This is a genomic window from Aquipuribacter hungaricus, from assembly GCF_037860755.1.
Classification (GTDB): domain Bacteria; phylum Actinomycetota; class Actinomycetes; order Actinomycetales; family JBBAYJ01; genus Aquipuribacter; species Aquipuribacter hungaricus.
In genome coordinates, this window is record NZ_JBBEOI010000045.1 from 1 (window position 1) to 18,973 (window position 18,973).

Here is an 18,973-nt window from a genome sequence, read left to right on the forward strand (position 1 = left end):
CCCACCGGCGCTCGCGCTCCTGCGCCTGCTGTGCCCGTGCCTCCTCGCGCGCGGCCTGCTCCTGGCGGGCCTGCTCGACGGCAGCGGGCTCCCGCCCGGCGCGGGCGCGCGCGTCCTCGGCGAGGCGGCGCTCGCACTCCGCGCGCTGCACGGCGGACAGGGGCAGCATGCGCCGCAGCCGGGCGGTCACCAGGTCGAGCACGTCCGCGCGGGACAGCGTCGCGTCGACGACGAGGTACCGGCGCGGGTCCAGGGCGGCGAGCTCCAGGAACGACGAGCGGACCTGCTCGTGGAACGCGGTGCCGGCGCGCTCGACCCGGTCGGCGCCGGCGGGGCCGTCGCGGCCGTCGAGCCGGCCGCGCGCGAGGACCGGGTCCACGTCGAGCAGGACGGTGAGGTCGGGGCGCAGGCCGTCGGTGGCCCAGCGGGACAGCCGCGCCACCTCCTCCGGCGCCAGGTCGCCGCGGGCGCCCTGGTAGGCGACCGAGGAGTCGACGTAGCGGTCGCTGAGCACGACGGCCCCGTCGGCCAGCGCCGGCTCGACGACGGTGGCGACGTGCTGGGCGCGGTCGGCGGCGAACAGCAGCGCCTCGGCGCGCGGCACCGGGCCGGGTCCCTGGACGGCGTCGTCCCAGTCGAGCACCAGCCGGCGCACCTGGGCGCCGACAGCCGTGCCGCCGGGTTCGCGGGTGTGCACCACGTCGTGCCCGAGCTCGGACTCCAGCCAGCCCCGGACGCCCTCGGCGAGGGTGGACTTGCCCGCGCCGTCGCCGCCCTCGACGACGAGGAAGAAGCCGGCGTGGGGGCGGGGCACGTCGAACGGGTCGCCGGCGCCGCGGCGCACGGCCTCGAGCACCTCGGTGCCCAGCCGCACGCCCGGCCGGTCGTCGAGCTGCCGGAACGTCACGGCACCCACCACGAGGGCCAGGACGCCCGCGCCCGCCATCACCAGGCCGGCGCCGGAGAAGGTCCACACCAGCGTGCTGGTCCACGTCACCGACCGGTCCCCGACCAGGCGGGCCAGCAGCGGCGCGAGCGCCATGACGGCGACGAGCACGACCCGGACCGACGTCTGGACGAAGGCGAAGGTGCGGCCGCGCACCTCGTCGTCCACCTCGGCGCCGAGCAGCGTCGTGCCGGTCACCCACGCCATGCCGGCGAAGCCGCCGAGGACGAGGACGGCCACGGCGGACAGCACGATGTCCGGGGACAGCCCGACGACGACGAGCGCCGCCCCGGCCGCGGCGATGGAGGCGGCGAAGAGCCGGCGCCGGCTCATGTCGCGCAGCGTGCGGGGGCCCTGCCAGACGCCGAGCGCCATGCCGACGAACACCGCGCCGAAGAGCACCCCGTACCCGGGGGCGCCGGCGCCGAGCCCGGCGACGTAGACCACGCCGAGCCCGATGACGAAGCCGCCGGCGGCGAAGGCGCCGAGCATGCCGAGGGCGAGGCCACGGACCACGGGGGTGCGGGCGATGAAGGCCCAGCCGTCGACGACCTGCCGCCACACGGACGGGTGCGCCGCCGTCCCGCCCCGGCCGTCGGTGACCGAGGGCCGCAGGGCCGGCCCGCGCGCGGCCTCGGGCAGCCGGATGCGGGCGATGACCGCCGCGGCGACGAGGAACGTGACGCCGTTGGCGTACAGCGCGAGGTCCACCTCGTTGACGACCGCGGCCGCGAACCCGCCGGACAGGTCGTCGAGGACGCCGCTGAGGAGCACGAGGCCGCTGAAGAGCAGGGCGGCGAGCGGGGCGGAGCCGTACGTGGCGACCACGCCGAGCTGGTTGGCCGTCTCCAGCTGCCGGCGGGGCACGAGGTTGGGGACCATCGCGTCCTTGGCGGGCATCCAGAACAGGGCGGCGACCTCGACGAGGACGGTCGCGACGTAGAGCCAGCCCAGGGTGCCGACCAGCGGGATCGACAGGAACAGCAGCCCGCGGACGACGTCGAACACCACGAGCGCGGTCCGGCGGTCCATCCGGTCGGCGAGGACGCCGGCCAGCGGACCCAGCAGGAGCGCGGGCGCGAGGCGGAGCAGGAAGACGCCGGACACCGCGAGGCTCGCGGCGGGCAGGTCGCCCGCGCCGCCCGCGAGCTCCGCGGCGAAGAAGGTCACGGCGAGCAGGCCGAGCCAGTCCCCGAGGCTCGACAGGCCCAGCACCAGCCACAGCCGGCGGAACGCGTCGTTGGCCAGGACCGCCCGCGCGCTGTGGTCGGGGCCGTCCCCCGCGTCGGGAGCGGCCGGCGCCGGGCCAGGCTGCACCGTGGTGGCGCCGCGGGCCCGGCCGGCCCCGGGCAGGTCCACGGGCGCCTGGTCGGCGTCTCGACCGGGCTCGGGCACCGGGGGGTCCTGGCTCACGCCCGCCAGGGTACGTGCGCCCCGGACACCGGCCGGGCCCCCTGCCCCGCGCTGGGGACGCCCCGGCCGGGTCCTACGCGGTGCCCCCGGCGGCGGTCGCCTTCGGCGCCGTCGTCTTCGTGGCAGCCGTCGTCGTCTTCGCAGCCGTCGACGCCTTCGTGGCCGTCGTCTTCTTCGCCGTCGTCTTCTTCGCCGTCGTCTTCTTCGCGGCTGTCGTCTTCTTGGCCGTCGTCTTCTTGGCGGCCGTCTTCTTCTTGGCCGGGCCGGCCGCGCGGCGGTCGGCGAGCAGCTCGACGGCCCGCTCGAAGGTGATCGACTCGGTCGAGTCCGCCCCGCGCAGGGTCGCGTTGGTCTCGCCGTCGGAGACGTAGTCCCCGTAGCGGCCCGACCGGACGGTGATCGGCTTCTCGCTGACCGGGTCGACCCCGAGCTCCTTGAGGGGAGCCGGCGCGGCACGCCCGCCCCGGCCCCGCTTGGGCTCGGCGTACACCGCCAGCGCCTCCTCCAGGGTGACGGTGAACAGCTGCTCCTCGCTGGTGAGCGAGCGGGAGTCCGTCCCCTTCTTGAGGTAGGGCCCGTAGCGGCCGTTCTGCGCGGTGATCTCCTCCTCCGTCGCCGGGTCCACGCCGACGACGCGGGGCAGCGACAGCAGCCGGAGGGCGTCGTCGAGGGTGACCGTGTCCACGGTCATGGACGAGAACAGGCTGGCGATCCGGGGCTTGGCCTTGGTGTCCTCGGGGAGGATCTCGGCGACGAACGGCCCGAACCGGCCGGTCTTGACGATGATGTCGTGGCCGGTGTCCGGGTCCTGGCCGAGCACGGTGTCGCCCTTGGCGGCGTCGGCGATGAGCTGTCGGGCCCGCTCGACCGTGAGCTCGTCGGGGGCGATGTCGTCGGGGACGGAGGCGCGGACCTCCTTGCCGTCGGCGGCGGCCGCGGCGTTCTCGTCCTGCAGGTACGGCCCGTACCGGCCCACCCGCAGGACCAGGCCCTCGCCGAGCTCGATGGTGCTCACGGCGCGGGCGTCGATGTCGCCGAGCTCCTCGGCCAGGCCCTTGAGGCCCTCGGCGAGGCCCGTCAGGCCCTGGCCGGCGCCACCGGGCAGCGGCGGGAGCCCCGCCCCCGCACCGGCCGTGCCGTCGCTGCCCGGCCCGCCCGCGCCGAAGTAGAAGCGCGCCAGCCAGTCCGAGCCGGCCACCTCGCCGGCGGCGACCCGGTCGAGGTCGGCCTCCATCTCGGCGGTGAACGTGTAGTCCACCAGCCGGGGGAAGTGCTCCTCGAGCAGGCGCGTGACGGCGAACGCGAGCCACTCCGGCACCAGGGCGCTGCCCTTGTGGCGGACGTAGCCCCGGTCGATGATCGTGCCGATCGTCGCCGCGTACGTGGACGGGCGGCCGATGCCGCGCTCCTCCAGGGCCTTGACCAGGCTGGCCTCGGTGTAGCGGGCCGGCGGGCTGGTCCGGTGCTCGGCGGTGGCCAGGTCCTCCGCGTCGACCCGGCCGCCCTCCTCGAGCTTCGGCAGCCGGCTCTCGGCCTCGCCCTCGGCGGCCTCGTCGCGGTCGGCGTCGCGGCCCTCCTCGTAGGCGGCGAGGAACCCGCGCGAGGTGATGACCGTGCCGGAGGCCGACAGCTCGACGGTCCGGCCGTCGTCGGCGGTCGCGCCGATCCGGACGCTCGCGGTGGTGCCGCGGGCGTCGGCCATCTGCGAGGCGACGGTGCGCTGCCAGATGAGCTCGTAGAGCCGGAACTCCTCGCCCCGCAGCGCGCCGGCCACCTGGGCGGGCGTGCGGAAGGAGTCGCCCGCGGGACGGACGGCCTCGTGGGCCTCCTGCGCGTTCTTGGCCTTGCCGGTGTAGACGCGGGGGCTGGGCGGCACGGCGTCGGCGCCGTAGAGGTCGCGCGCCTGGCGGCGGGCCGCGTCGACGGCCTGCGAGGACAGCGCGGTGGAGTCGGTGCGCATGTACGTGATGTAGCCGGCCTCGTACAGCGACTGCGCGACCCGCATCGCCTGCTTGCTGCTCAGGCGGAGCTTGCGGGAGGCCTCCTGCTGCAGCGTCGACGTGGTGAACGGCGCGGCGGGCTTGCGCGTGTAGGGCTTCTCCTCGACGCGGCTGACGGTGAAGTCCGCCCCCTCGAGGGCCCCGACGAGGCCGCGGGCCGCGGCGGTGTCGAGCACCGTGACGCCGGCGGTCTTCAGCTGCCCCAGGTCGTCGAAGTCGCGGCCGGTCGCCACGCGGGCGCCGTCCAGGCTGGTGAGCCGGGCGCTGAAACGCTGCCGGTCACCGGGCGCGGACAGGGTGGCGGAGACGCTGGCGTAGTCGGCGGCACGGAAGGCCATCCGCTCGCGCTCGCGCTGGACGACCAGCCGCGTCGCGACGGACTGCACCCGGCCGGCGGACAGGCCCTGGCGGACCTTGCGCCACAGCACCGGGGAGACCTCGTAGCCGTAGAGCCGGTCGAGGATGCGCCGGGTCTCCTGGGCGTCGACGAGCGCGACATCGATGTCGCGCGTCGCGGACAGCGCCCGGGTGATGGCCTCGCGGGTGATCTCGTGGAAGACCATCCGCTTGACCGGCACCTTGGGCTGGAGCTCCTCGAGCAGGTGCCACGCGATGGCCTCGCCCTCGCGGTCCTCGTCCGTGGCGAGGATGAGCTCGTCGACGCCCTTGAGGGCGCGCTTCAGCTCGGTGACCTTCTTCTTCTTGTCCGCGTCCACCACGTAGTACGGCTCGAAGCCGTGCTCGACGTCGACGGCGAACTTGCCGAAGGGGCCCTTCTTCATGTCGGCGGGCAGCTCGGAGGGCTGCGGGAGGTCGCGGATGTGCCCGACCGAGGCCTCGACGACGTAGCCGTCGCCGAGGTAGCCGCCGATCGTCTTCGCCTTGGCCGGCGACTCGACGATGACGAGTGCCCGTGCTCCGGGTGCTGCAGTGCCAGCCACGTGGTGCGTCCTCTCCCGCGGGCGGAGCTCGCCCGACGGCGGACACGGTAGCCCCACGGCGCCGCGGCAGCGGGCCGGGCGGCACACGGGGTCGGCGCACGGGCACGGACGGTGAGACCGGCCACGCTCCTGCCGTCGTGCTGACATCCGCCGCAGCAGAGCGCATGCTTGACCGGTGGGGCTCGCGACGGCGCGGACGGTCCCGTCACCTCGCGAGCACGTCCCGTGGTGGCGGCGGCTGCTCCTGCGCGCCTTCCCGCCGCCCGTGGTCCCCGTCGGGCCGCCGCTGCACCGCCTGGCGGCCGACCTGCACCGCCTGGAGTCCGAGGCCGAGCGTCTGCTGGGCGACCCGTCGGTGCTCGCCCGCGGCCAGCGGCTCCTGGCCGTCCGGATGGCCTACGACCTGGTCATGCTCGACGCGGCCCGCGCGCTGGAGGTGCCGGTCCCCCACGACCGGGCCCCGTTCACCAGCCACGAACGGTTCATGGTCAGCGTCGGGCTGACGGCGGCCGGCCTGCGCTGGTGACCCTGCAGCGCTGACGCGGCTGCGGTGGTGCTGCCGCGGTGGCTACCCGGCGGGCCGCACCAGGTCCGCCGCCAGGTCGTCCAGCTGGCGCCGCACGAAGTCCGTGGCGTCCTCGCCGAACGCCCAGCGCAGGTGCCCGGACACCTCCACCGACACGATCCCCAGCATCCGGTGCCAGCCGACGACGTAGGGGTACAGCTCCCCCGGTTGCATGGCGAGGCCGGTGTGGCGGGCGGTCTGGGCGAGGTCGTCACGGACGCGAGCCGGCAGCGAGGCGTCCTCCACCGTGCGGAGCCGGCCGGCCCGGAGCAGGTCGACGAAGAGCGCGCCGAACAGGCCGCCGAAGCGCTGCATCGCCGCGGACGTGGGCCCGTCCTCGGGGGCGGCGTACCGGGCGACCGGCGTGCCGTAGACCAGGCCGAACTCCGGTGGGTGCTCCAGCGCCCAGGTGCGGAAGGCCCAGGTCGCCGTGCGCAGACGCTCCTCGACGTCGTCCGGCGCGCACCCCCGCAGCGCCGTGGCGCAGACCTGGGTGACCTCGTCGGTGCACGCGGCGATGAGGAGCGTCAGCAGGTCGTCGCGGCCGCTGACGTGGCGGTACAGCGCGGGGGCGGTGACGCCGAGGCGGCGGGCGACCTCGCGGACGACCACGGCGTCCGGACCGCCCTCGACGAGCAGGGCCCGGCTGGTGGCGACGAGCGCGTCGGTGCTCAGGGGCGGGCGGGCCATAGGACGGGCCTCCGTCGAGGTCGGGGGACAGCAGGGGTTGTCGGTGAACGCTGTTCACCCTACCCTGCTGTTAACAGCGTTCACTCAGCCTCGGGAGAAGCCATGAGACTCGTCTACCTCGCCCTCGCCGTCCTCGGCGCGGCCGGCACGTGGTTCTTCAACGTGCGGTCGATGTCCGCCGGGGAGGACTACGTGGCCGGCTGGTTCGCCAGCGCCGCCTCGTCCTCCGCCGCCGTCGACGTCCTCGTCGTCGCCGTCGTCGCCTGCCTGTTCATGGTGCTCGAGGGTCGCCGCACCGGGATGTCCCGGTGGGTCTGGGCGCTCGTGCCGCTGAGCTTCGCGGTGGCGGTCGCCTTCACCTTCCCGCTGTTCCTCGCCTGGCGGGAGCAGCACCTGCGCCGCACGACGACGACGGCCCCCGGCACCCGGGCGCCGGAGGCGGTGCCGGCATGACCGCGCGCCGGTTCGCCGCCGCGGCCTGGCAGGTCAGCCCCGCGCTGGTCGTCCTGCTCGCGGTCAACCTCGTGCTCGTCCCCGTGTCGGTCGTCATGGGCCTGGTCGACGGCACCGTCCTGGCCGGTGCGCCGGTGTGGGACAAGCCGCTGAAGTTCGCCCTGTCCTTCGTCGCCTTCGCCCCGGCCCTGCTGTGGGTGTACTCCCACGTCGAGCGCGGCCGGGTGCTGCGGGTGTGCCTGTCGCTCGTCGGCTGGTCGATGGTCGTGGAGGTCGCGGTCATCTCGCTGCAGGCGGCCCGCGGGACCTCCTCGCACTTCAACTTCGCGACGCCGCTGGACGGCGCCCTGTTCTCGCTCATGGGCGCGGGCGTCATGGTGTTCTCGGCGGTCGCGCTCGTGGCCGGGGTCGTCCTGGCCCGCCACCGGCTGCAGGGTCCGCTCGGCCTGGCCATGACGGTCGCGGTCCCGCTCATGACGGCGGGCGCGCTCAGCGGGTACGCCATGACGAGCCCGAGGCCCGGCCAGGTCGAGGCCGGGGGCGCGGTGCTGGGCGCCCACACGGTGGGTGCGGCCGACGGCGGGCCCGGCCTGCCGCTGCTGGGCTGGTCGACCGTGGCCGGCGACGCCCGGGTGCCGCACTTCGTCGGGCTGCACGCCCTGCAGGTGCTGCCCGCGGTGGCGCTGCTGCTGGTGTGGCTCGTCGGGCGCGGCGTCCTGCAGGTCGGCGAGCGCCGCCAGCGCCAGGTCGTGGCGCTCGCCTCGGCGGCCTACGGGGGGCTCATGGTCACGCTGTTCGTCCAGGCGCAGCGCGGGCAGCCCGTCGTGGACCCGGACCTGGTCACCCTGGCGCTGGCCGCCGTGCTCGTCGCCGCCCCCTCCGCCGCGGCCGTCGTGCTCGCGGTGAGCCGCCAGCCGGTCGGGCAGCCGACCGTCCCCGACCGGCTCAGGCCCGTCGGAGCCTGAAGAGGAACGGCACGCGGTCGCCCCGGCGGTCCATGAGCCCGAGCAGCTCCTCCTCGCCGGCCGTGCCCCCGACCCGGCGGAAGGCGTCGACCACGGGCAGGTGGTCGTAGACCATGGCGGCACCGACCACCCCACGGACCTCGGTCTCGCGCACCCGTGCCCGCGGCCGGCGGGTGGCCAGCAGCGGGTGGGCCACCGCGACGACCCGGCCGAGAGCGGCGGAGCGGGGGGCCCAGCCGCGGGCCGCCACGGCGAGCGGCAGCAGCCGGGGGTCCAGGGCCCGGACGGTCCCGTCGCGGCCGGCGAACAGCAGCGGGTCGACGTCCTCGGTCGAGCGGAACTCCTTGCCCCACCACCGGTAGGCCTCGAGCAGGCCGTCCATCGGGTGGCCCGTCGGGACCTCGCTCCCCCGCCACCGGCCGAGGAGGTCCTGCGGCATGACGGCGGCACCGGCGTCGAAGGCCTCGAGCGCCGCGACGAGCCGGGGGTCCGCCGGGCCGCCCTCGCCGTCGTCCGGGCCCGCCGGCCGCGCGGGGCCGGTCGTCACGGCAGCACCAGCAGGCCCTCGGCGACGAGCTCGCGCACGGCCGGCAGCAGGCGGGCGCGCAGGTCGGCCTCGGGCTCCTCGAGCAGCTGGGCGAGCGCACCGACGACCTGGCCGACGCTGAGCTCGCCGTCGCAGGCGCCGACGAGCCCGGCCAGGGCGGTCGAGGCCTCGACGACCCGGCCGCGCCGGCGGGTGTCGACCAGGTGCACGGTGCGCGGGTCGACGGCCCCGGGGTCCAGGTCGCGCCGCTCGAGGACGCCCGGGGCCACGACGGGCCTGGTGGGCAGCAGGGCCGCCAGGTCGGCGTGGGCGCCCACCCGGCCGAGGGCGTCGTGGCCGGTGAGGCCGGCGGCGAGGACGTCGCGCCAGGCCCCCGGCACGCGGCCGTGCTCCTCGTCCAGGCGCCGCAGCGGGGGCGTCGAGGGGTCTGCCCGGCGGCGGCGCAGGGTGACGATCCCGAAGCCGACAGCCTCGACGTCCCGCGCCTGGAAGTCCTCCAGCCAGGCGGAGTACCAGGCGTCGGCCTCCTCGCGCCCGGGCCGGCCGCCGTCGCTGATCCACGCCTCGGCGTACAACGCAGGGTCGGCGAGCTCGCGCTGGACCACCCAGACGTCGAGCACGTCGTCGCTCACCTGCGCCAGGGAGACCGCCGCGTCGTGCACCCAGCCGTCCAGGCGGGCGCGCCAGCCCTGGTCGGAGCGGTCCTCCCAGTTGCCGAGGAACTGGGCGAGCCCGCCCTCGGCGAGGTGGTGCGGCGCGCGCAGCAGCATCTGCCGGACGACGTCGTCGCCGGCCATACCCGCGTCGCGGTAGGTGTACGTGGGCACGTCGTCGCGCCGGGGCGTGACGACGAACGGCAGGTTGGCCACCACCCGGTCGAAGCGCTCGCCGGGGACCGGGTCCAGCAGGCTGCCCTCGCGGACGTCGAGCTGCAGGCCGTTGAGCGCGGCGGTGACCCGGGCGAAGCTGCAGGCGCGCGCCGAGACGTCGGTGGCGACGACCTGCGCGCCGGTGCGGAGCAGGTGGAGCGACTGCACGCCCGACCCGGCGCCGACGTCCAGGCAGCGCTGCCCCCGCAGCGGCGGGACCACGGCCTCGACCAGCGTCGTGCTCGCGGCGCCGACCCCCAGGACGTGGTCGGTCGGCAGCACGCCGCCGCCGTGGGCGAGCTCGCCGAGGTCCGCGCACACCCACCAGCCCTGCTCGCCCAGGTCGTCGTCGACCGCGTGCGGCTGGAGGTCGACGAGCGCCCGCACCCGGCCGTCGCCGGCGTCGGCGAGGAAGCCGGTCGCCACCGCCCGCGGCACCCCGAGGGCCGGCAGCGCGGCCTCGGCGGCGGAGACCGGTACCGCGTCGCCCAGGGTGAACAGGCGGACGAGCACGCCGACCGGGTCCTCGCCCTGGCCGAGCACCCGGCGGGCGGGGACGGCCTGGTCGCGCGACAGCGCCCGGGAGGCGACGTCGCCGAGCCGCTCGGTGACCCCGTCGACGGTGTAGCCGGCCGCGGTGAGGTCCTGCCGCAGCAGGGCCAGGTCGGGGGTGACAGCGGGGGGCGGCGGCTGGGTCGAGGGATGAGCGGACATGGATCCCTGCGGGGCCGGGGGGAGGTCGGGCACGCGGCCACGGTAACGAGCGACCGACCGTCTGCGGAGAGCCGCCAGCCCGTCACGACCCGTAGCCAGGCGACGTCGTCATGGGCAGACTCGGCCCGGTGACGACCGAGAGCATCCCGGACCTGGCCCCCACCACCGCGCCCTCGCCGGAGGACCGCTCCTACGACTACGACCTGCTCGTCATCGGCTCGGGCCCCGGCGGGCAGAAGGCCGCCATCGCCGCGGCCAAGCTCGGCCGCCGCGTCTGCGTCGTCGAGCGCAAGCACATGGTCGGCGGGGTGTGCGTCAACACCGGCACCATCCCGTCCAAGACGCTGCGCGAGGCCGTGATGTACCTGACCGGCATGGCCCAGCGCGACGTGTACGGCGCGAGCTACCGGGTCAAGGCCGACATCACCGTGCAGGACCTGCTCGCGCGCACCCAGCACGTCATCGGCCGCGAGGTCGAGGTGGTCCGGGCCCAGCTGCTGCGCAACCACGTCGACCTGGTGAGCGGGACCGCCCGCTTCGTCGACCCGCACACCGTCCAGGTCACCGGGGACTCCGGCGCCGGCGACGCGCTCATCACCGCCGCGACGTTCGTCATCGCCACCGGCACGAGCCCGGCGCGGCCGGCCGCGGTGGAGTTCGGGCCGCGCGTCGTCGACTCCGACGGCGTCATCGAGCTGGAGAAGGTGCCGAGCTCGATGGTCGTCGCCGGCGCCGGGGTGATCGGCATCGAGTACGCGTCGATGTTCGCCGCGCTCGGCACCCGGGTCACCGTCGTGGACAAGCGGCCGGCGCTGCTGGAGTTCTGCGACCCCGAGGTCGTCGAGAGCCTCAAGTTCCACCTGCGCGACCTCGCGGTGTCGTTCCGGCTGGGTGAGGAGGTGGCCTCCGTCGAGGCCAACGCGAACGGCACGGTGACGACGCTCAGCTCGGGCAAGCGGATCCCCGCCGAGACGGTGATGTACTCCGCCGGCCGGCAGGGCCAGACCGCCTCGCTCGACCTGGCGGCCGCGGGGCTGGAGGCGGACTCGCGCGGGCGCATCGAGGTCGGCCACCACTACCGGACGAAGGTCCCGCACATCTACGCCGTCGGCGACGTCATCGGCTTCCCCGCGCTGGCCGCGACGTCGATGGACCAGGGCCGGATCGCCGCCTACGACGCCTTCGGCGAGCCGGTGCGCGACCTCACCGCGCTGCAGCCGATCGGCATCTACACGATCCCGGAGATCAGCTACTGCGGCCGGACCGAGGCCGAGCTGACGGCCGACTCGGTGCCGTTCGAGACCGGCGTCTCCCGCTACCGCGAGCTCGCCCGCGGCCAGATCGTCGGCGACTCCTACGGGATGCTCAAGCTGCTGGTGCACAGCGACACCAAGGAGCTGCTGGGGGTGCACCTGTTCGGCACCGGCGCCACGGACCTGGTCCACATCGGCCAGGCGATCATGGGCTGCGGCGGGACGGTCGACTACCTCGTCGACACCGTCATCAACTACCCGACGCTGTCCGAGGCCTACAAGGTCGCGGCGCTGGACGTGACGAACAAGCTGCGGGCGGTCGAGCGCTTCGGCGCCTGACGGACCGGCTGCTGCACGCCGCGACGGCACTTCCGTCGGCCCGTCCGTCGCAACGGCACCTTCCGCCGGAACCCCTACGGCACGACGGCACCTTCCGTCGCTACCTCCACAGCACGACGGCACCCTGCGCCGGGTAGACCGGCGCAGGGTGCCGTTGTGACGGAACGAGACGTGGGGCGGGTGGGGCAGGGGCGCCTCAGCGGGTGGCGCGCGCCGCCGGGACCTCGTCGCCCATGCTCACCGTGCGGCGCTTGGCCACCACGACGGCCACGACGATGATCGCGAAGGCGACCCCGGCGATGGCATAGCGGACGGTGTCGTTCTGGCCCTCGCCGACGCTCAGGCCCACCACGGCGGGCGCGATGAGCACGGCGACGAGGTTCATCACCTTGAGCAGCGGGTTGATGGCGGGGCCGGCGGTGTCCTTGAACGGGTCGCCGACGGTGTCGCCGATGATCGTCGCCTCGTGCGCCGGGCTGCCCTTGCCGCCGTGCGCGCCGTCCTCGACGAGCTTCTTCGCGTTGTCCCAGCTGCCGCCGGAGTTGGCGAGGAACACGGCCATGAGCGCGCCGCAGGCGATGGCACCGGCCAGGTAGCCGGCCAGCGGGCCGACACCGAGGCCGAAGCCGACGGCGATCGGGGCGAACGCGGCGAGCAGGCCGGGGGTGGCGAGCTCGCGCAGCGAGTCGCGCGTGACGATGTCGACGACGCGGCCGTACTCCGGGCGCGTGGTGCCCTCCATGATCCCGGGGATGTCCCGGAACTGGCGGCGGACCTCGTAGACGACCGCGGCGGCCGCACGGCCCACCGCGTTGATGGCCAGGCCGGAGAACAGGAACACCACGGCCGCACCGAGCAGGACGCCGACCAGCGTCGCCGGGCTGACGATCTCGTAGCTCACGCTGTCGACGGCCTCGCCGGCCTCGGCCAGCGCGGTGCGCACCGCGTCGGTGTAGGAGCCGAACAGCGCCGTCGCCGCGAGGACGGCCGTGGCGATGGCGATGCCCTTGGTGATGGCCTTGGTGGTGTTGCCCACCGCGTCGAGGTCGGTGAGGATCCGCGCGCCGGCCTCGTCGACGTCGCCGGACATCTCGGCGATGCCCTGGGCGTTGTCCGACACCGGACCGAAGGTGTCCATGGCGACGATGACGCCGACCGTGGTGAGCAGGCCGCAGCCGGCCAGCGCGATGAGGAACAGCGACAGGGTCACCGAGCCGGCACCGAGCAGGAACAGCCCGAACACCGCCGCGGCGAGGACGCCCACGGTGTAGACCGCGGACTCCAGGCCCAGGCCGATGCCGGACAGCACGACGGTCGCGGGACCGGTGAGCGAGGTCTCGGCGACCGCGGCCGTCGGCGGCTTGGCCGTGTCGGTGAAGTAGCCGGTGAGCCACAGGATGACGCCGGCCAGGACGATGCCGACGAAGACGGCGATGGTGGCGACCAGGCGGGGGTCGCCGGGCAGCTCGAGGATGCTCTCGTCGGAGACCTGGCTGAAGTCGGCGAAGCTGCCGGGCAGGTAGGCGTAGGCGGCCGCGGCGGACAGCACCGCGGAGATGACGGCCGACAGGTAGAAGCCGCGGTTGATCGCGGTCAGGCCCGACTCCCCGGCGCGGGGACGGATGAGGTAGACGCCGAGCACCGCGGTGAGCGCACCGAGCGCGGGGACGATGAGCGGGAAGACCAGCCCGGCCTCGCCGAAGGCGGCCTTGCCGAGGATGAGGGCGGCGACCAGCGTGACGGCGTAGGACTCGAAGAGGTCCGCGGCCATGCCGGCGCAGTCGCCGACGTTGTCGCCCACGTTGTCGGCGATGGTGGCCGCGTTGCGCGGGTCGTCCTCGGGGATGTTCTGCTCGACCTTGCCGACCAGGTCGGCGCCGACGTCGGCGCCCTTGGTGAAGATGCCGCCGCCGACGCGCATGAACATCGCCAGCAGCGCCGCGCCGAAGCCGAAACCCTCGAGCACGGTGGGGGCGTCGGAGCGGAAGAGCAGGACGACGACGGCCGCGCCGAGCAGACCGAGGCCGACGGTCGCCATGCCGACGGTGCCGCCGGTGCGGATGGCGATGCGCATGCCGAGGTCGCGGCCGCCGGGCTCGCGGGCGGCCGCGGCGACGCGCAGGTTGGCCCGGGTGGCCAGCCACATGCCGAGGTAGCCGATGCCCGCGGAGAAGCCGGCGCCCACGACGAAGGCGATGCTGCGGCCGATCCTCACGTCCGTGTCGCCCGGCAGCGCGAACAGCAGGACGAAGACGAGGACGACGAAGACCGCGAGGGTGCGGAACTGGCGCGCCAGGTAGGCGCTGGCCCCCTCCTGGATGGCGGTGGCGATCGTCTGCATGGCGCTGGTGCCCTCGCCCGCCGCGAGCACCTCCTTGCGGAACATCACGGCGACGCCGAGGGCGCCGACGGCGACCGCGGCCACGAGGGCGACGATGAGCCCGGAGCCGAGGCCGAAGCTCACCTGCTCCCCGGTCACCGCGGCGAGTACGAGGTCGTGCGTCACATGTCCTCCTGGGACTGAACGGGCAGCCCGGCCCAGGAGACCCGCGGGTCCGACGCCGACCCCGTCGTCGCGGTCGTCACCGGTGCGGCCCCCGCAGACCGGGAGAGCGCTCGGAGTCTAGGGGGTGGTGTGACGGACGACACCAGACCGTGAGGTGCCGTGTGACCTGAGTCACTGACCGCCGCGACCGCGGCGGCGCGCCCTCAGGGCGCGTCGCTCCAGGTGAGCACCGTCGTGTCGCCGGTGATGACGACCCGGTCCGCCAGCCCACGCAGCAGCGCGAGGGCGAGGCCGTCCGAGCCGGGGCCGGTCACCCCGTCCTCGTCGTCCGGGCCTGCCGGGGACAGACCGCCCTCGACGCGGACCACGAAGGTCCCCGAGCCGATCTCGCCCGGTCCGAGCACCAGCTCGACCACGTGGTCGGCGGCCGCGTGCATGGCCCAGGTGACGGCCTCGCCCACGGCGATCCGGACCTCGTCGACCCGGTCCTCGGGCAGACCCTCGCGCCGGGCCACCGCCGCGGCCACGAGCCGGGCCGTCCGCACGTTCTCGGGCGAACCGCCGACCCGCAGCACGACGTCGTGCGCCCCCGCCACGGCGCTCACGGCCGGTGCTCGCTGCGGAGGCGGCGGGTCACGGGGTGGTTCCGGCGGCCCCCAGGGCCTCCTCGATCGTCGGGTGGATGGTGAAGACCTTGGTGAGGCCGGTGATCCGGAACACCTTGAGGATCTTCTCGCTGGAGCACACGAGCTCCAGGTCGCCGTCCATCGTCCGCACGCGCTTGAGCCCGCCGACGAGCACACCGAGACCGGTGGAGTCGAGGAACTCGGTGCCGGTCATGTCGACGACCAGGTGGCGGGCACCGTCGGCGACGGCGTCGTTGAGGGCGCTGCGCAGCTGCGGGGCCGTGTAGACGTCGATCTCGCCGCCGACCTCGACGACCGTGCGATCACCCTCCGGGCGCGTGGCCAGGGACAGGTCCACGGGGGTCCTCCTTGTGATCGGCCGGGGGGTCCCCGGCCTGGGGGTCTTCTGGGGGGCAGTCAACCAGCAACCCTCCCCCCGCGTCCCATCGCGGCGGGCCCCAGGGTGCGGGGTCCCCCGCCCGGCGGTGCACCGGCGCGGCCGCGTCCCCCGTCCGGGCGTGTCCCGGTGCCGGTTCTGTCCATGGCACGACGCATCCTTGACCTGTGACGACGGACCAGGGGTTCCCGGCGGGCAGCCAGGAGCTGCTGCTGCCCCAGGACCTCCGGCTGGACGGCCTGCCCCCGGCGGCGGCCGCCCTCGTGGCCTCCCGCGCCGCGGCGGCCCGGCTCCGCCACGTCCACGTCCGGCCCCCGCGGGCGGCGTCGGTGGCCCCGATGCCCGCCTGGGTGCACCCGGCGCTGGTGCAGGCGCTGGCCGCGCAGGGCATCACCTCGCTGTGGTCGCACCAGGTCGAGGCCGCCGAGGCCGCCCGCGCCGGCCGCCACGTCGTGGTCTCCACCGGCACCGCCTCGGGCAAGACGCTGGCCTACCTGCTGCCCGCCGCCACGGCGTCGCTGGAGGGCGCGGGCGTCCTCGGCGAGCGCGCGGCCCCCACCACGCTGTACCTGTCGCCCACCAAGGCGCTGGCCGCGGACCAGGAGCGCCGCCTCGCCGAGCTCGCCGTCCCGGGCCTCCGCACCGGCACGGTCGACGGTGATGCCGGCCCGGAGCAGCGGGCGTGGGTGCGCGACCACGCCCACGTCGTGCTGTCCAACCCCGACCTGCTGGCGCACACCCTGCTGCCGGACCACGTCCGCTGGGGCCGGCTGCTGCGACGGCTGCGCTACGTCGTCGTCGACGAGTGCCACGTGTACCGGGGCGTGTTCGGCGCCCACGTCGGCAGCGTGCTCCGCCGGCTGCGCCGGGTGGCCGCCGCGCACGGCGCCTCGCCGACGTTCGTCCTGGCCAGCGCCACGGTCACCGAGCCCGCCCGTACCGCGTCCCGGCTCACCGGCCTGGACGTCGAGGCCGTCGAGGTGGACGGCTCCCCCGACCCGGGTGCGGCGCTGCTGCTGTGGGACCCGGTCGTCAAGGACGAGCCGGTCGGCCCGGACGAGCGCGCCCGCCGCCGCGGGGCGGTGTCGGAGTCCGCGTCCCTGGTCGCGGACCTGGTCGGCCGGCACGTGACGACCGTGGCCTTCGTCCCCTCGCGGCGGGGCACCGAGACGCTGGCGGCCAGGACCCGCGACATGCTCGTCGAGCGCCACGGCCGGGACCTCGGCGGCGACCTCGCCCGCACCGTCGTGCCCTACCGGGGCGGGCACCTGCCCGAGGAGCGCCGGGCCACCGAGCGCGCGCTGCGGGACGGGGACCTGCTGGCCGTCGCCGCGACGTCCGCCCTCGAGCTCGGCGTCGACGTCGCCGGCCTCGACGCCGTGGTCATGGCGGGCTGGCCCGGCTCCGTGGCGTCGCTGCGGCAGCGGGCGGGCCGGGCGGGGCGGGGGGACCTGCCCGGCACGGCGGTCCTCGTCGCCCGCGACGACCCGCTGGACGCCTACGTGCTGGCCCACCCCGCCTCGGTGCTCGACGCTCCGGTCGAGGCGGTCGTCAGCGACCCCGACAACCCGTACGTGCTGCTGCCCCACCTCGCCGCCGCCGCGGCCGAGCTGCCGCTCACGCCCGCGGACCTGGACTCCTTCGGCCCCCGGGCGCAGGAGGTGGTGGACGCCCTCGTCGAGCGCGGCGACCTGCGCCGCCGCCCGACCGGCTGGCACTGGGCGCGCCAGGCGCGGCCCGGGGTGGACCTGCGCGGCAGCGGCCGCGGGCAGGTGCAGCTGGTCGAGGAGGAGACCGGGCGCGTGCTCGGCACGGTCGAGGCAGCCCGCGCGGAGCAGGTCGTCCACCCGGGCGCGGTCTACCAGCACCTGCTGCGCACGTACCTCGTCGTCGAGCTCGACGCCGAGGCCGGCGTCGCCGTGCTCCGCCCGTCGGACCCGGGCTGGGTGACCTACCCGCGCACGAGCACCCGCACCCGCCTGGTCTCCCGGGAGCGGGAGCGCCAGCTCGGCCGCGGCGTCCTGGGCCACGGCGGGCTCGAGGTGCTGTCGCGGACCACGGGCTACGTCCGGGTCGACGCGGCGACGGGGGCGACCCTCGGCCACGACGACCTCGATCTGCCCGAGCGCTGCTTCCGGACCAAGGGCACCTGGTGGGCCCCCGACGCCGTGGCCGCGGCGGACCTGCTCGCCGACCCGGTGCGCGCGCTCGGCGCCCTGCACGCGGCCGAGCACGCCGGCGTCGCGCTGGTCCCCATCGTCGCCACGTGCGACTCCTTCGACGTGGCCGGCTCGCACGAGGTGTTCCACCCCGACGCCGGCGGACCGCTGCTCGTGGTCCACGACACGTGGCCCGGCGGCGCCGGGTACGCCGAGCGCGTATTCGAGGCGGCCGAGGTCTGGGTGCGCGCCGCGCTGGACGCCGTCGCCGGCTGCACGTGCCGGGCCGGGTGCCCCGCGTGCGTCGTCCGCGGCGGCTGCGGCTCGGGCAACGCGCCGCTGGACAAGGAGGGCGCCGTCCGCCTGCTCGCCCTGGGAGCGGGCTGAGCCTGCCAGGACGGGCCGAGCCGGGTCCCCCGCGTCCCGCGCGCCGCCCGCCCTGGCGGGAGAGCGGTCGCTAGCGTGGCGGGGACAGGTCGACCGGCGGACCCGCCGGGGCAGCGCCCTGCGGCACAGGAGGCTCGTCATGGTCGTTCTCGGTCTCATCCTCATCCTGCTCGGCGTGCTCGTCGGTGCCTACACCGTGCTCGGCGGGCTCCCGGGGCAGCAGGGCACCGACGTCACGCTGTCGTTCCTGGGGCTGTCGGTGCAGACGTCCGCCGTGGTGGTCTTCGCCCTCGGCGCGCTCACCCTCCTGCTGCTGGAGCTCGGCGTGCTCGCCATGCGCTCCGGCGCCCGCAAGTCCGCCCGCCGCCGCGCCGAGCTGCAGCGCCTGCGCCGCGTCGAGGCCGAGGTGCAGACCCGGCAGTCCTCCGAGGCCCAGCGCAACGCCACCGCCGCCCCGGTCGCCAGCGCCCCCGCCCCGTTCGCCCGGCGCGACAGCAGCGACAGCGACACCGGCCGCACCCAGGCCCTGCGCGACAGCCACGAGACCAGCCGGGACGACAGCAGCCGCCTGGGCACCGTGCGCCCCGACTCCTACCGCCAGGACACTTCCGGCACCGGTGGGCAGGCGGCCGTCTCCGACACCCGCCCGCCCGGGTACGACAGCCAGGCCGGCGGGGCCGGCGCGACGGTCGACGAGGGCTACAGCGACGGCGCGTCCCGCACCGACCGCGCCTGACGCGGGCCGCACCTGACGCTCGGGCGGACCTACCCCGCACCCGACCCACCCCGCACCTGATCCACCCCGCACCTGTTCGCCCGGCCCCTGACCTGCCCCGCACGTGAGCCAGCCCCGCGCCTGACCTGCCCCGGGGTCTGACGGTCCGAGCGCCTGGCTTTCCGGCACCGCAGCATCCCGGGCCAGGACCGGCCGTGGCCGGTGGACGTCCCCTCACGGGTCGTCCACCGGCCCGGCCCTGGCGACAGCCCGCACCGCGACCGTCGCCCCGAACAGGGTGAGGTCCCGCATGACGGTCACCGTGACGACCTCCCCGGCGACCGTGCAGCCGGTGAGCACCGTCGACGGGCCGGCCGCCACCGTGGCGCCCACCCCGCAGGCGGTGGCGTGCGGCTCCCCCCGCACCACACGACCTGCCGCCGCGAGCGCCGCCCGGGCGGGGGCCACCTGGCCCAGCGCCCCCGCAG

15 protein-coding genes are annotated in these 18,973 nt (G+C 75.7%); 6 read left to right on the top strand and 9 right to left on the bottom strand.

All coding sequences use genetic code 11. The features are described from left to right. The coding region (gene tmk / locus WCS02_RS07600; protein WP_340291630.1) for a dTMP kinase at nt 1-2,359 on the bottom strand (2,359 nt) is incomplete at its 3' end. 73 nt (nt 2,360-2,432) lie between these two features. Then, nucleotides 2,433-5,300 carry a type I DNA topoisomerase gene (gene topA, locus WCS02_RS07605; protein WP_340291632.1) on the bottom strand — a complete coding sequence of 956 codons (2,868 nt, stop codon included), beginning with the start codon at nt 5,298-5,300 and terminating at the stop codon, nt 2,433-2,435. A 175-nt stretch (nt 5,301-5,475) separates the two neighbouring features. Between topA and WCS02_RS07610 the strand changes: the two genes are divergently transcribed. Beyond that, entirely contained in the window at nt 5,476-5,826 is a 351-nt protein-coding gene (locus WCS02_RS07610; RefSeq protein WP_340291633.1) for a hypothetical protein, read from the top strand. Nucleotides 5,827-5,868: 42 nt separating this feature from the next. On the opposite strand, the gene WCS02_RS07615 is transcribed toward WCS02_RS07610, so the two are convergent. After that, on the bottom strand, nt 5,869-6,555 hold the full coding sequence (locus WCS02_RS07615; protein ID WP_340291635.1) for a TetR/AcrR family transcriptional regulator: 687 nt from the start codon (nt 6,553-6,555) through the stop codon (nt 5,869-5,871). A gap of 102 nt (nt 6,556-6,657) precedes the next feature. On the opposite strand from WCS02_RS07615, the gene WCS02_RS07620 reads away from it, so the two are divergent. Both WCS02_RS07620 and WCS02_RS07625 read left to right on the top strand, forming a co-directional pair. Next, nucleotides 6,658-7,008: a DUF2834 domain-containing protein gene (locus tag WCS02_RS07620; protein WP_340291636.1), complete on the top strand. Its 351-nt coding sequence runs from the start codon at nt 6,658-6,660 to the stop codon at nt 7,006-7,008. Further along, complete coding sequence (locus WCS02_RS07625) at nt 7,005-7,973, top strand: hypothetical protein (protein WP_340291637.1); 969 nt, start codon at nt 7,005-7,007, stop codon at nt 7,971-7,973. The genes WCS02_RS07620 and WCS02_RS07625 overlap by 4 nt, the downstream gene beginning before the upstream one ends. Here WCS02_RS07625 and WCS02_RS07630 read toward each other — a convergent pair. Next, complete coding sequence (locus WCS02_RS07630) at nt 7,954-8,520, bottom strand: GXWXG domain-containing protein (RefSeq protein WP_340291639.1); 567 nt, start codon at nt 8,518-8,520, stop codon at nt 7,954-7,956. The genes WCS02_RS07625 and WCS02_RS07630 overlap by 20 nt on opposite strands. Further along, entirely contained in the window at nt 8,517-10,136 is a 1,620-nt protein-coding gene (locus WCS02_RS07635) for a DUF7059 domain-containing protein (RefSeq protein WP_340291641.1), read from the bottom strand. Before WCS02_RS07635 ends, WCS02_RS07630 begins: the two co-directional genes overlap by 4 nt. A 95-nt stretch (nt 10,137-10,231) precedes the next feature. Between WCS02_RS07635 and sthA the strand changes: the two genes are divergently transcribed. Further along, nucleotides 10,232-11,695 carry a Si-specific NAD(P)(+) transhydrogenase gene (gene sthA / locus WCS02_RS07640; RefSeq protein ID WP_340291642.1) on the top strand — a complete coding sequence of 488 codons (1,464 nt, stop codon included), beginning with the start codon at nt 10,232-10,234 and terminating at the stop codon, nt 11,693-11,695. A 196-nt stretch (nt 11,696-11,891) separates the two neighbouring features. Here sthA and WCS02_RS07645 read toward each other — a convergent pair whose 3' ends face one another. From WCS02_RS07645 to WCS02_RS07655, 3 genes are all read right to left on the bottom strand, one after another. Next, nucleotides 11,892-14,159, bottom strand: coding sequence for a sodium-translocating pyrophosphatase (locus tag WCS02_RS07645; protein WP_340291654.1), 2,268 nt, complete (start codon nt 14,157-14,159; stop codon nt 11,892-11,894). Nucleotides 14,160-14,404: 245 nt separating this feature from the next. Further along, nucleotides 14,405-14,806, bottom strand: coding sequence for an ATP-binding protein (locus WCS02_RS07650; protein ID WP_340291643.1), 402 nt, complete (start codon nt 14,804-14,806; stop codon nt 14,405-14,407). Between the two features lie 28 nt (nt 14,807-14,834). Next, nucleotides 14,835-15,185 (bottom strand): STAS domain-containing protein, encoded by a 351-nt coding sequence (locus tag WCS02_RS07655; RefSeq protein WP_340291646.1) that lies wholly within the window; start codon nt 15,183-15,185, stop codon nt 14,835-14,837. Between the two features lie 206 nt (nt 15,186-15,391). Between WCS02_RS07655 and WCS02_RS07660 the strand changes: the two genes are divergently transcribed. Then, entirely contained in the window at nt 15,392-17,770 is a 2,379-nt protein-coding gene (locus tag WCS02_RS07660; RefSeq protein ID WP_340291648.1) for a DEAD/DEAH box helicase, read from the top strand. A gap of 139 nt (nt 17,771-17,909) precedes the next feature. Continuing rightward, nucleotides 17,910-18,506, top strand: a complete 597-nt coding sequence (locus WCS02_RS07665) for a hypothetical protein (protein WP_340291650.1) — start codon at nt 17,910-17,912, stop codon at nt 18,504-18,506. Nucleotides 18,507-18,719: 213 nt separating this feature from the next. Here WCS02_RS07665 and WCS02_RS07670 read toward each other — a convergent pair. Next, the coding region (locus WCS02_RS07670; protein ID WP_340291652.1) for a hypothetical protein at nt 18,720-18,973 on the bottom strand (254 nt) is incomplete at its 5' end.

What these genes read in the sequence shown, in the direction of transcription:
- WCS02_RS07615 (WP_340291635.1), bottom strand. Translation starts at nt 6,555, where the DNA reads ATGGCCCGCCCGCCCCTGAGCACCGACGCGCTCGTCGCCACCAGCCGG.
- WCS02_RS07620 (WP_340291636.1), top strand. Translation starts at nt 6,658, where the DNA reads ATGAGACTCGTCTACCTCGCCCTCGCCGTCCTCGGCGCGGCCGGCACG.
- WCS02_RS07625 (WP_340291637.1), top strand. Translation starts at nt 7,005, where the DNA reads ATGACCGCGCGCCGGTTCGCCGCCGCGGCCTGGCAGGTCAGCCCCGCG.
- WCS02_RS07665 (WP_340291650.1), top strand. Translation starts at nt 17,910, where the DNA reads ATGGTCGTTCTCGGTCTCATCCTCATCCTGCTCGGCGTGCTCGTCGGT.